Source organism: Pseudoalteromonas sp. C2R02 (assembly GCF_018860845.1).
GTDB lineage: Bacteria > Pseudomonadota > Gammaproteobacteria > Enterobacterales > Alteromonadaceae > Pseudoalteromonas.
Genome location: NZ_JAHKQC010000046.1, coordinates 21,313 through 34,617, shown reverse-complemented (window position 1 = coordinate 34,617; position 13,305 = coordinate 21,313). Strand labels below are relative to the sequence as shown.

Annotated in this window: 13 protein-coding genes; 3 read left to right on the top strand and 10 right to left on the bottom strand. The window is 35.0% G+C overall.

Annotated elements, in window-relative coordinates; translation table 11 throughout:
- Positions 1-282 precede the first annotated feature (282 nt).
- The 10 genes from KO527_RS23245 to KO527_RS23200 all read right to left on the bottom strand — a co-directional run bounded on the left by KO527_RS23245 (position 283) and on the right by KO527_RS23200 (position 11,243).
- Positions 283-1,113, bottom strand: coding sequence for a CZB domain-containing protein (locus KO527_RS23245; protein ID WP_216042630.1), 831 nt, complete (start codon positions 1,111-1,113; stop codon positions 283-285).
- Positions 1,114-1,184: 71 nt separating this feature from the next.
- Positions 1,185-2,174 carry an ABC transporter substrate-binding protein gene (locus KO527_RS23240; protein ID WP_216042629.1) on the bottom strand — a complete coding sequence of 330 codons (990 nt, stop codon included), beginning with the start codon at positions 2,172-2,174 and terminating at the stop codon, positions 1,185-1,187.
- Positions 2,175-2,277: 103 nt separating this feature from the next.
- Positions 2,278-4,371, bottom strand: coding sequence for a GNAT family N-acetyltransferase (locus KO527_RS23235; RefSeq protein ID WP_216042628.1), 2,094 nt, complete (start codon positions 4,369-4,371; stop codon positions 2,278-2,280).
- Positions 4,371-6,536 (bottom strand): DNA helicase II, encoded by a 2,166-nt coding sequence (uvrD, locus tag KO527_RS23230; RefSeq protein ID WP_216042627.1) that lies wholly within the window; start codon positions 6,534-6,536, stop codon positions 4,371-4,373. Before uvrD ends, KO527_RS23235 begins: the two co-directional genes overlap by 1 nt.
- A 140-nt stretch (positions 6,537-6,676) precedes the next feature.
- A complete protein-coding gene (locus KO527_RS23225; RefSeq protein WP_216042626.1) occupies positions 6,677-7,390 on the bottom strand; it encodes an HAD-IA family hydrolase in 714 nt (237 codons plus the stop codon).
- A 9-nt stretch (positions 7,391-7,399) separates the two neighbouring features.
- Positions 7,400-8,341 (bottom strand): tyrosine recombinase XerC, encoded by a 942-nt coding sequence (xerC, locus tag KO527_RS23220; protein WP_354668656.1) that lies wholly within the window; start codon positions 8,339-8,341, stop codon positions 7,400-7,402.
- A gap of 23 nt (positions 8,342-8,364) precedes the next feature.
- Positions 8,365-8,976 carry a DUF484 family protein gene (locus tag KO527_RS23215; RefSeq protein WP_216042624.1) on the bottom strand — a complete coding sequence of 204 codons (612 nt, stop codon included), beginning with the start codon at positions 8,974-8,976 and terminating at the stop codon, positions 8,365-8,367.
- 12 nt (positions 8,977-8,988) lie between these two features.
- Positions 8,989-9,819, bottom strand: a complete 831-nt coding sequence (gene dapF / locus KO527_RS23210; protein ID WP_216042623.1) for a diaminopimelate epimerase — start codon at positions 9,817-9,819, stop codon at positions 8,989-8,991.
- Positions 9,813-11,072 carry a diaminopimelate decarboxylase gene (gene lysA / locus KO527_RS23205; protein WP_216042622.1) on the bottom strand — a complete coding sequence of 420 codons (1,260 nt, stop codon included), beginning with the start codon at positions 11,070-11,072 and terminating at the stop codon, positions 9,813-9,815. Before lysA ends, dapF begins: the two co-directional genes overlap by 7 nt.
- Entirely contained in the window at positions 11,073-11,243 is a 171-nt protein-coding gene (locus KO527_RS23200) for a lipoprotein (RefSeq protein WP_216042621.1), read from the bottom strand.
- A gap of 211 nt (positions 11,244-11,454) precedes the next feature.
- Between KO527_RS23200 and cyaY the strand changes: the two genes are divergently transcribed.
- The 3 genes from cyaY to KO527_RS26500 are packed head-to-tail and all read left to right on the top strand — an operon-like array spanning position 11,455 to position 13,299.
- Positions 11,455-11,781 (top strand): iron donor protein CyaY, encoded by a 327-nt coding sequence (gene cyaY, locus KO527_RS23195; RefSeq protein ID WP_042152816.1) that lies wholly within the window; start codon positions 11,455-11,457, stop codon positions 11,779-11,781.
- Positions 11,782-11,806: 25 nt separating this feature from the next.
- Entirely contained in the window at positions 11,807-12,463 is a 657-nt protein-coding gene (locus KO527_RS23190; protein ID WP_216042620.1) for a dienelactone hydrolase family protein, read from the top strand.
- An 8-nt stretch (positions 12,464-12,471) separates the two neighbouring features.
- The gene (locus KO527_RS26500; RefSeq protein ID WP_216042619.1) at positions 12,472-13,299 is read left to right on the top strand and encodes a DUF2914 domain-containing protein; all 828 of its coding nucleotides are present in this window, start codon (positions 12,472-12,474) and stop codon (positions 13,297-13,299) included.
- Positions 13,300-13,305: the final 6 nt, after the last annotated feature.

Below are 13,305 nucleotides of genomic sequence, written 5' to 3'. Positions count from 1 at the left end.
AAATGTATCGGCTTTTTTGTTTTGTGGGATTTAGAAATTATAGCAAGCAAATATAGCCAGGCTCGCTTACATAAGTTCAGTAAAAAGCCCAACTCAATGAGTTGGGCTTTTTACGTTTCTGAGTTTAATATTATTAAGATTAACTCGCGATTACATCAGGCTGCATTCTCATAATCACAAGAAGAACCCGATACAGAAATGTATCGGTTTTTATTTTTATAGAATTTATATAATCAAGCATTAGACAGTAACAGGGAATGCTCGCTTATGGATCATACTACTTTAATCTACTACTTCAGGCTCAGGTCTTTCAGATTTTTCTAAGAAAATTGCTGATGGGTCTATTATTACGCTATGAATTTGCTCCATTTTTATTAGGCCTCTCATCATGTTTCTTGTTTGTGGATCGATATCAAATCCAACGCTTGTAAGCTTTTCTAACGGCTTAATATCTTCTTTATTAACATTGACACTTTGCCCTACTTTATCGACTAACAATCCTATATGAGGGTGAACGCCATCAGTTGTTGTAAATATTATAATGGGTTTGTAATCTAGCATGACTTGTTCTTTTGCTGATTCAAATAGCCTTAGTAGAAATGTATATGTAGTACGTTTTTCTTGCTCAAAAATTTCTAGGGCTTCTTCTTTATGCCCTTGTTGAACTTTGCTTAATAATTCATCTGCAAGCTGATGAATTCTATTATGGGGTTCTGAAAATCTTTCGAGAATTAGTTGAAGATCTTCATCATCAGTTTTAAATTTATCATGCCATTGTCCAAATGCACATTTATGGGGATCTCTTGCACCATCGAAAGGTACATTGTTTACTAAACTATTTTCCAGCGATTGTATCCATTCTATATGCTCTTTTTCTCTAGTTTGTAGTAATTCTGCTAATTCTGCATTTGTTGTATAGGTTGACTCGCCATTTAAAATAAGTCCTAAATCAAATACAGGTGTGGGTGTTCCCATATAATCTTTTATGCCAATAAAGCTTTTATTTTTATTTGGTAATTCTGTTAGATCATCTTCAAATCTTTCAGTTACAAGAATATCTAGGATTTTAAGAGAGATAGTTTTTGAGCCAACTTTAAAGTTTATAAAGTCCATTGCTTCCCCTGCTATTATTATTTTCCGCCTGATGAATTTAAAGCATAGCGCAGGTTAATAAATTTGCAGGGTTATTGAAAAGAAAAATAGATTGTTTTTAGGGGATTAGATGTTTTTCTTTTTTCAAAGCCTAATAAACTTAAATCTATTGTTCTAAGTGACTTAAGCAAACAACTTCTTGTTAAATCTGCTTTGCACTTATTGACAGCAGTATGAAATATATAGGCATTAAGATAACCTTCAAATTGAATTTGGCTTGTTTCCTTATAACCGGCTACTTTCATATCTAAATTAAATTGTTTACAAATCTTCAGTGCGCACTTTGTAGGATTAGGTAAAACTTCAGTTACGAGTATTTTTGTTTTTTTATGTATGTTATTAAACAATGTTGAGCTTGAAACAAAAGAAACACTGGTAAAGTATGGTTTAAATTCTTGTTCATTTGCCAAATTTATCAAGTTTGAGAGTGGTTTATAAGTACCAACTAAAGCAACAGCTTCTACATCTTTGTTTTTAAGCTTATATAATGCTTTTTCTATATCTTTAGTGTTTCTTTGAAATCGGGTAGTCACTATTGGTTTTAAGTTATGATCGGATAATGCTTTTAATAGGCCTTGCTCGACAGATAAACCAAATTCATCAGCTTGGATTAATAAACCAATTTTTTTGATTCTCTTTTTATTAACTAAATAGTTAATTTGCTCAGATGCTTCATCGTAATAGCTAGGACGATAATTATAAACATTTTTATGATTTCTTAAAAATTCAGCTCCTGTGAAAGGCATTAAATAAGGGACATCAGATTTTTCAATTAAAGGTAAGATCGAAAATGATGTTGGAGTGCCTACATAACCAAATAAAGCAAAAACTTTATCTTGTAGAATAAACTTTTTTGTATTCTTTATTGTATTGAGAGGTTCATAACCATCATTTAAAGCGATGATTTTAACTTTTCGATTATTTATACCCCCTTGCTTATTTATTTTAGAAAAATAAACATTGGAACCTTGGTAAATCTGTAACCCAAGTTCAGCACTTGGTCCTAGAGTCACATTAGACATGCCAAGTAATATTTCTTTATCGTTTACACCTGTTTCTGATATTGCATTTTTACATAATAAGAAAAGGGTAATAAATAAAATTTTTTTTATAATTGATTTACCTTTATTTTAATAAGCTAATAAATTCAGAGATTGCGGTTTTAATATCTGACGAAAGTTGTTTTTTACCTTTGATCAACATTTCTTTTTGTATAACTTCGATGCTTTGATTTTGTAATATTAGTCTAATAATCAACTCTTGTGCAAATGGATTACACATAACAATTAGTGGTATGTTTTGCCATATGACACGCCATAAATTAGGTATGACTTGTTCCAGACTATGCTGGGCTCCTAAATAGCGTTTAATATCAGCTAAATCATGCTCAAGGCTTACAATATTGCTTGGGAATAAATATTTTAACAGCTCTACAACAAGAGCCGCGTTAAGCGTATTAAAACTATGTATTAAATAAAGAGGTAACTGATGGCTGAGTTGTTGCTTTAGTTCTTGGATTGGAATTTGGCAAGTAGAGTTTAACGACTTTAAAACCAAACATGCATGTTCGCCGCTTACTTTATCTTTCTTGAAACCAACTTTTATTATTCTGTAATTTAAATTTTGCCAAAAGCTTAGTAATGAAGCATAACCTCCAAAACTAGCTCCAATCGCTTTTACTTGTGTGCTAAGGCTTGATTCAATATGTTGGAGTAATTGACTACCAAAATTATTTCGAGTTAATTCTGGGTGAACTGCTATGCGTATAATACGAGCAACTTTATTTTTTAAAAAATAATCTGAGTTGTCTAGTTGAGCGATAGATTGCGCTAGTAAATGACCTTTAGGTCTACGTGTTCCGTTTAGTATTTCAGCACTCAATTGTTTTGATAGTTGGCCTTCAATAGCAACTAACGCAGCTGCTATGATGATATCTTCTTTTAGAGAAATAAAAATTTTTATTTGATTACCATCAAGCATTTGGCGTAAATCGTTTACTGTCGTTTGGTAATGGGCTAATACGAGCAAACCAAAAACTTGATTTAATAAGGTTTCATTCTGAGATAGTTCTTTTTGGTTGATCTCTTTTATCTGAATATTTTCAAACTGCTCGGGTAAGTCAACAGAGCAGTCAGCTTGCAAGCACAGTAGCTGATTGATTGTATTTTCTAAAGGGTCGTTTAGAGCAAACCTTATTGGTGTATTTAAAAAAGTATTTTGCCAATTTTTATAGTGTTTATTTAAATATGGAATAAATCTTAATGTAAATCCGCGCCCTGTGCCTTCATATCCATATATGGTTGTTGCAAATACAACTCTTGGGTAAAGTTTTAATATTTTTTGTAATATAGGCACAGGTAAAGCTGCGGCTTCATCAACAAAAACTACATCGGCTTGATGGGCTTCATTAATTAATTTATCTGGCGCAATAAAACTTAAATTGGCTAAAGTATTGTCACTAGTTTTATAGTTTTGTTCTGTGGCTAATGCTAAGTGTTTAAATGCAGACTCTACAGACCTGCGTTGTGTCGCGCTTATAATGACTTTCTTATTATCTTTAATTAATGCGGCAGCCGCTAAGCCTAAAGCAGATGATTTACCTCTTCCTCTGTCAGCTGTTATTAATAAAGGTCTATTTGCTCTACCTAAACTTGTTTTAGTGATAGCTTTAATACAAGTTAGTTGTTTAGAAAGATTAGGTTGTTCTGGGGCTAATTCTATTTTAGGTAATTGCCAACCATTTTTTTGGTCCAATTTAATACAAAGTTGATTATCAAGTTGCTTGCTGAATCTTTGATTAAAATAACTAACTAGATTTGATTTTATTTCGGCGGATTGAAAAGTTTGAAACTCAGGATCTATAAAACTATTAAGCTGTTTTAATTCTGGTTGTATTAAAATTAAAACGCCACCTGCAGTGATGGTACCTGCAAGGGCTGCTAACTTATCAGGTGAGATCCCTTGATAACCATCATAAAGGGCGACTTGATATTCTTGGCCTAAAATTTGGTGGTTATGTTCGGGCCAATTAGCATCTAATAAATCTTTATTTCGACTTATAACACAGCTTTGACCTTGTAGTTGTTCTATCAGTCTATTTGCTTGAAGCGTGGTCCAATCTTGAGAACCTGTAAGCAACAATAACTGCCTATGCCTATTGTTATTTAAAGTTTCTAAATATGCGGTGACATTCATTGGCAATATTGTTGCTGAGTTCATTATAAAGCCTGTAACTTAGCGTATGAAGTCACTAACCATTTACTGCCAACATCTAAGAAGTTTACCTGAACTCTCGCTTGAGGCCCGGAACCTTCGTAGTTAAGAACGGTGCCTTCACCAAATTTTTTGTGCATCACTCTTTGACCTAGCTTAAACCCTGTTTCTTCAAATGCAGCACTGGTTACAGTATTGCTAAAGCGGTTACTTGCCTGAGGTTTGATCACTTGTGTTTTTATGCGAACTTCTTCAATGCAGTCATCAGGGATTTCGCGTAAAAAACGTGATGGCGAATGATATTTTTCTTGGCCATATAAACGACGGCTTTCGGCATGACTTATATAAAGTTTTTGCATTGCCCTTGTAATGCCAACATAACATAAGCGGCGTTCTTCTTCTAAACGCTCAGAATCATCATGACTTTGCTGTGATGGGAACATGCCTTCTTCAACACCCGCCATAAATACTAATGGAAATTCTAGCCCTTTTGCTGAATGTAATGTCATCATTTGCACAGCATCATCATGCTCATCAGCTTGTCCTTCACCTGACTCTAATGCTGTGTGTGATAAGAAACCAGAAAGTGGTGATGAGAACTCTTCATCTTCAGGCATTTCAAACTGTGAGCAGGCATTAATGAGTTCTTCTAAGTTTTCTACACGTGCACGTGCTTTTTCGCCTTTTTCAGCTTGATACATTGCCATTAAGCCTGAATGATTAATTGCAAATTTAGCTTGCTCAGCAAGTTCTGAGTTTTGGATTTGTTCTTCTATATGACTGATCAAGGCGATAAAACTACCTACAGCATTAGCTGCGCGACCAGTAAGTTGCTTTTGATCAATCAAGCTTTGCGCTGCATACCATAAAGGTAGTGATTCAGCTCGTGCACAATCACGAATTAAACCGATACTTTTATTGCCGATACCACGAGTTGGTGTATTAATGATACGTTCAAATGCGGCATCATCTTGACGGTTATTGATCAAGCGTAAATAAGACAGTGCATCTTTGATTTCTTGACGTTCGAAAAATCGCATACCACCATAAATACGGTATTTTAAACCTTCTTGCAGCATCGCTTCTTCTAAAATACGAGACTGTGCATTACTTCGGTATAAAATAGCGGTATCAGTTAAATCTTTGCCTTTGCTTTTCCATTCACTTATTTTGCTAACAATAAATCGCGCTTCATCTAGCTCATTAAAAGCTGCATAAATAGAGATTAATTCGCCTTCGTTATCTTCAGTCCATAGGTCTTTACCCATACGCTCTGAGTTGTTGGCGATTAAGGTATTTGCTGCTTTTAAAATGGTCGCGGTTGAACGGTAGTTTTGTTCTAATCTTATGGTTTCAGCGCTAAAATCTTGTAAAAAACGGCGAATATTTTCAATTTTAGCACCACGCCAACCGTAAATAGATTGATCATCATCGCCTACCGTCATTACATGATTTTGTTTACCGGCAAGCAGTTTTAACCATGCGTATTGTACGGTATTAGTATCTTGGAATTCGTCTACTAAAATATGTGGGAATCGGTCTTGGTAATGGCGTAATAAACTTGGGTTATTATTTAATACTTCATAACAACGTAAAAGAATCTCAGCAAAATCTACTAAACCAGCACGATCACAGGCTTCTTGATAAGCGGTATAAATTCTTAGTAGCATTTGCTCATTAGGATCATAAGCTTTGATATCTTTAGGTCTTAAACCTTCGTCTTTTTTAGCACCGATGTACCAAGTAACTTGCTTAGCTGGCCATTTTTTATCATCAATATTTAAGGCTTTTAGCAATCTACGTATCATTCTTATTTGATCATCTGAGTCTATTATTTGAAATGACTCTGGCAGATTTGCTTCGCTATGATGGGCGCGTAAAATACGATGTGATAAGCCGTGGAAAGTACCTATCCACATACCACCAATTGAGCTTTTTATAGTTTCTTCTACACGCCCACGCATTTCTTTAGCGGCTTTATTGGTAAAAGTTACTGCAAAAATACTGTATGGAGATGCGTTTTCAACTTGCATTAACCAAGCGATACGGTGTACTAAAACTCGGGTTTTACCTGAGCCAGCACCGGCTAATACCAGCATGTTTTGCAAAGGTGCTGCTACGGCATCTCGTTGTTTATCGTTTAAGCCATCAAGTAATTCAGATACGTCCATTAGTGCCACCAAAGTTGTCATTTAATAGATTTGCTTTGCAATTCTATTGAGCCACGAGGTGGCATTAATAATTGCTGCTATGATACAACAGGAGCATTAGGCAGTTCAAATAGAATACTGTTTTTATAAACAGGTATTAATTAAAGTAGCATTTCTAGCTGAAGAATATTACTGATCTCTATATCTGCTAAGCCCTTATAGCTTGTTTTTATGGGATCTTTATTCAACCAGCAAGACATGCAACCATTATTATTCGCGCCTTGAATATCTGAATCTAAGTTATCGCCAATATGTAAAATATTTTTTAGTTTTATATTGAGTTTATTTGCAGCGAGTTCAAACATATCGGCTGCTGGTTTTTGTGCGCCATCAAATCCAGCCATGAGTAAAAATTCAAAAGAGTCTTTTAAGCAGAACTTACTGATATCAACATTGCCATTGGTAATTGCTATTAAAGTATATTTTTGACTTAAGTTTTTAAGTAAAGCTAATACTTCTGGTTCAACAACAACTTGGCTTCTGGCAGTAATAAATGCTTGGTATGCCGCTTTACTATGACATTCACTTTCTTGGTCGTTAAGGCCTAAAAACTTAAATGCATAGGTTAGAGCGTGTTGGCGTAATAAAGTCACATTTTGCTCAATACCTGGCATATTATTTTGTGCGGCTAGTCTGCATTCTTCCCAAAAGTCAGCGCCTTGCTCTAGCCATTTATCGCCAATAGTTGGGATTTGTTTTATGTAATTAAACTGTGCATCAAGTGCTGCTTTGATTATAGGTTTGTTATTGTAAAGTGTATCGTCTAAATCAAAGCTTAATACTTTTATGTCATTTAGTTTTCTATAAATTTTCATGTAACTCTCTTATTTTTTACTATCAAGCTTTTTAGCTCTTGGGTGGCTTTTGTCATAAACCCGTGCTAAATGTTGAAAATCAAGGTGGGTATATACTTGAGTAGCAGATAGACTGCTGTGACCTAATAGTTCTTGAACTGCCCGTAAATCACTACTTGATTCTAATATATGAGAAGCAAATGAATGGCGTAATTTATGAGGATGAATAGCGGCGGAAATACCTTGTTTAATTCCCCATTGCTTCATTCTTTCACGTACTTGTCGAACAGATATTCTATTTTTACGCTTACTTAAAAATAGTGCTATTTCATCAGGTTTTGAAAATTCTCCACGACACTTTAACCAATCATTTAATGCACTTAATGCTTTGCTACCGACAGGAATAACACGTTCTTTATTACCTTTACCTAATACGCGAATTTCAGCTTGTTTATATTTGATGTCTTTTAAATTCGCATTAACTAACTCACTGATCCGTAACCCTGATGAATACATTAATTCCATCATCGCTTTATCTCTAATCGCTAAACTATCTTCAGGCGGAATTTCTAGCAGTTGATTCATTTGATCTACATCGAGATTTTTTGGTAAAGGTTTTTCGAACTTAGGGCCTTTAATCGCTTCAGCTGGATTGTTAAGTGGTGTTACTGATTGTTTTTTTTTGGCTGCGCGTTGTATTTTTAGTGCTTGCAGGTATTTATATAAACTGCGTATACATGAGAGCTTTAAATTAATCGTTCTACTACTCAGGCGTTTTGCTTTTAGTTGCATACTAAAGCTGCGAATATGCTCAGGCTGCACTTTTAGCCAGTTTTCAGCTTGATGTTGTAAAAACTCAGCGGCTTGTTTTAGCTGAGTTTGATATTGCAATAACGTATGTTCGGAGTAATTTTTTTCAATTTTTAAATATTGAATAAAAGCATCAATGGGGTTTAGCCATTGCGCAGGAATTGGAGTTGATTGGCTGGCTTCCACTAGTTCAGTTCAATGAGTTTAATTTTTAAGGCGTGAATAAATTCATCGATGAAAATGTTGTCATGTGATGGTGTGAAGTGCAGAGGGTCATCACTCGAAAAAGCTAATAAGCCTAGTGGGTTATCGATTTCACCTATTAAGTACAATGCGATTGATTGGCAGCTTTCATTAAATAACAACGCAACTTCATCTTGGCTTGTTCTTCCTAAATAATGCGTTGAGTCTTGTAACCTATGCTCAATGACAGTTTTAAGTTCAGGTTTATAACGCAATAATCTAGACTCTTTAACATTTAACGCTTTGCTTATAGTTGCGTTTAACTGCTCCTTTAGTGCATTAAAGTCGTTTATAAGCATTAAATCACGCTGACATGCACTGAAAGTTTTAAAAATAGATTCATTTGCTTTAGCTGTTTGTATTAATGAAGCTAAATTTTGTTTTAAATCTTGGTTTTTTTGTCTCAATATTTGTTGCTGGCGGATTGCTAAGGAAACCGTACCACTTTGCTGAGAAATGACATCTAACTGATCAAGCAAGTCAGGGTTATTTATTAAAAAGTCCGTGTTTTGTTCTAAATACGCTACTACTTGCTGCTCAGATAATGTGTTCATATTTATACTTCTCTAAATCGCTATTTGGCCATCAAATACGTGTTCCGCAGGTCCAGTCATTTTTACTGTTTGGTTTTCACCATGCCAGCGCACTTGTAAAGTGCCACCTGGTAAATCAACTTGAACATGAGGATCTAGTTTATTTTGAACTTGACCGATCACAGCTGCTGCACATGCACCACTACCACAAGCTAAGGTCTCTCCTGCACCACGCTCCCAAACTCTAAGTTTGATATGTTCACGACTTAAAATTTGCATAAAACCAATGTTAGCTTTTTCTGGAAAGCGTTCATGGTTTTCTAGTAAAGGACCTAATAATTCAACTTCAGCAGTGTCTATGTCATCTACTTCTACAACACAGTGGGGATTACCCATTGAAACCGCGCCACTGAAAATAGTGTGTTCCTCCGCTCTGAAAATATAAGTCGCTTCGCGCTTACTTGCTTTAAAGGGAATTCTACTAGGCTCTAATTTAGGTTGGCCCATATTGACACTAATTTGACCGTCTTTCTCAATATATAAAGTCATATTGCCGCCTTTGGTAGATACGGCGATTTTATGTTTATTGGTTAAACCTTTCATGCGAACAAAACGGGCAAAACATCGCGCGCCATTACCACATTGGGCAACTTCAGAGCCATCAGCATTAAAAATACGATAATGGAAATCTAGGTCAGGATCATAAGGTGCTTCCACCATTAATAATTGGTCAAAACCAATACCGAAGTTTCTATCGGCAAGTTTACGGATCTGATCTTTTGATAAAAATACGTTTTGAGTAATGTTATCAACCATCATAAAGTCATTACCCAAGCCGTGCATTTTTGAAAAATTAATTAGCATGGTAGTAAGCTCTCTCCTTGATATAGTTGCTCTATGGTTTCGCGTTTACGTACCTCATGTACTTTATCACCGTCAACCATGATCTCACACACTCGCGGTCTCGAATTGTAATTTGAACTCATTGTAAATCCATATGCTCCCGCACTGCGAACAGCTAATAAATCATTTTGAATGAGTGCTAAATCACGATCTTTACCTAAAAAGTCTCCGGTTTCGCATACTGGGCCCACAATATCGTAATTATATGTTTGTGAATTTTGTTCAGACTTAAGGTTAACAGGAATAATATTTTGCCAAGCTTGGTAAAGAGAAGGTCTTAATAAGTCGTTCATACCGGCATCAACAATTGCAAAGTGCTTATCTTGATTTTGTTTTAGGTATTCAACTTTAGTTACTAAAATACCTGAATTGGCAGCAATTGCGCGACCAGGTTCAAATATAAGTTCTAACTCAGGCAAGTTGATTAGTTTTTCATTAATTTTATCAACATAAATACTTGGGTGAGGTGGTTCTTCACCTTGATAAGGCACACCAAGACCGCCACCGACATCCAAGTGAGAAATCTTAATGCCTAATTGAGATAACTCTTCAATTAATTTTAATATTTTATCTAAGGCTGCAAGAAAAGGTGTGACTTCAGTTAACTGAGAACCAATATGAAAGTCTATACCTTGAATGGATAACCCAGGTAATTGAGATGCCGTTTTATAAACTTCAACAGCTTGGTTTATATCAATACCAAATTTATTCTCTTTAAGACCTGTTGAGATATAAGGATGTGTTTTTGCATCAATATCCGGATTAACACGTATGGAAATAGGCGCAATAACATTTAGTTCAGATGCAATAGCTGAAATATTATGAAGCTCAGCGATAGACTCAACATTAAAACACTTAATGCCTAACTCTAAAGCGTAAACAATTTCTTCTTTGGTTTTAGCTACGCCAGAAAAAACAACTTTTTTAACGTCACCACCGGCTGCAACTACTCGAGCTAACTCGCCTTGAGATACAATATCAAAACCCGAGCCTAATTTAGCTAATATATTTAATACTGCGATGTTAGAATTTGCTTTAACCGCATAACACACTAAGTTTTTATGTGCTTTGGCTGCATCAACAAAAGCATTATAGTGACGCTCAAAAGTTGCACGAGAATAAATATAACAAGGAGTTCCGAATTGCTGGGCAATATCGTTTATGTCTACATCTTCAGCATAAAGGTGCTGTGAACGATAATTAAAATAATCCATTTATTTGTCCTGTTTATCTTTGTTTTGCTGATTTTCTTTTTTTTCTTCAGCTATAACCTTAGGTTTTTCTTGTGTTTCTTTTGGTAAATAAAGGTCACCGGTTTGACCACAAGCACCTATAAATAATAAGCATGAAAATAGTATGATATGGCTATATTTTATTCTTTGCATAAGTTTTCTTTAGATCAAAGTATTTACTCTTTATAATCGCAGAGTAACAGAAAAAATTGTAAATGCAGACAGTCGAGCAGGCTTTTTTTTATCTCGACATGAAAACTAAGTTTATATAAAGAAAATCCTATCGAATGAGCATAAATCATTGGATTATAGGAATGTTCTTATTTTATTAAAATTATCAATATGAAGCGTATTAGGAAGTAAAATGACAGACAATGAATATCACGAACTTGTAGATGCAGTTTTATTGACTATTGAAGAACAAGTTGATGATTTTGAAGCTGATTTAGATTACGAATCAGCACCGAGTATTTTAGAAATAATTTTTCCTGATAAAAGTAAAATAATTCTAAATAAACAAGCACCTCTACATCAGTTATGGGTGGCAACTAAATTTAATGGCCATCACTTTGAGTTTAATGGCACGCAATGGATCGATAATAGAAGCCAAGCAGAATTTTGGCAGTTTCTATCTGAAGTATCTAGCCAGCAGGCGGGTGTCGAAATTAAGTGGTTGTCAGAATTAAAATAATAAAAATTTAAAAGAGAGATAAAAGATGAGTTTAAAATCGGTTATTTGTGAGCCGCAAGGACAGCATAAAGCAACAGTTATTTGGTTACATGGCTTGGGTGATTCTGGTGACGGTTTTGCGCCAATTGTACCACAGTTAGAAATTCCAAATGAAATCGGTGTTAAATTTATTTTTCCTCATGCGCCAATTCGTGCTGTAACAATTAATAATGGCATGGAAATGCGAGCGTGGTATGACATCGTTTCTTTTGATCTAGATAAACGCGCTGATGAAACAGGTGTGAGAGAATCATCTGCACAGGTAGCAGAAATCATAGAGCAAGAAATGGCTCAAGGCATTGAAGCTAATAAAATAATTTTAGCTGGTTTCTCTCAAGGTGGTGTAATTGCATTACATTTAGCACCTAGATTAAAACATAAACTTGCAGGTGTTATGGCGTTATCAACTTATATGTGTGCACCACAAAAGTTTAACGATGAAGCAATACAAAAAGATTTAACTGTATTGATGGCACATGGTTCACAGGATGAAGTAGTTCCTATGTTTGCTGGTAAGCAAGCGCTAGATGTAATGCAAAGCGCTGGTTTAGAAGTTACTTGGCATGATTACCCTATGGGGCATCAAGTATGTGGTGAAGAAGTTATGGTAATTCGTAATTGGTTAATTGAGCAACTTCAATAAGGTTTTTTGTGAGTCAAAAAATAACAATCACAACTAAGATACAAAAAGGGACTGGTGCTATTGATAAAGTTGAATATCAATGGCACTGGAACCGTATTGTGTTAGTTTGCTTTTCTCTAGTCGTTATTTCAGCCTGTATTATTTGGGCTCTATCGTCGGGAGTTTCGGCAAATGAAACTCTCATCAGTTCTCAAGAAAAAGAGCGAGTAGTAACTCATAAAGTTGTGCCGATTGATAACCATGAAAAAGCTAAAACCATTGAACTGGCGCAAATAAAAGATCAACCAGTTGTGATTTTAGATGACAAAAATGAAATAGAAGAAAAGCTGGCTCCTGAAATTGTAAAGGCTGTAGAAGTTCAACATAAAGATATTAATACACAAGCTTTAGAAGTTAAGAAAGTAGATGAGCCTAAAGATACAGTTTTAAGAGATACTCAGGTAATGCATGTATCAACATTAATTCCGCAAAGTCATTTATCAAAAATATCACATGGTGGTTCAATTGATACTGACTTTGTAACACGAGCTGTATTAACAACGGCTGTTGTAAATAAAGAACCGGTTGATGTACTAAATGCACAGGTATCTCTTTTTAGCATAGAGGAAAAGTTATTCTTTTTTACTGAAGTGAATAACATGAAGTCGCAAACAGTTTTTCATCGATGGTTTTTTGAAAATACTTTAATGGCTGAAGTTGAACTCGATATTTTCAGCACAAGGTATAGAACATATTCGTCAAAAAAGATAATGACAAAGCAAAGTGGTAACTGGCGTGTTGAGCTAGTTAATTCAAATCAAAATATTTTAGCAAGTAAGTCATTTCATATTAAATAATGACTC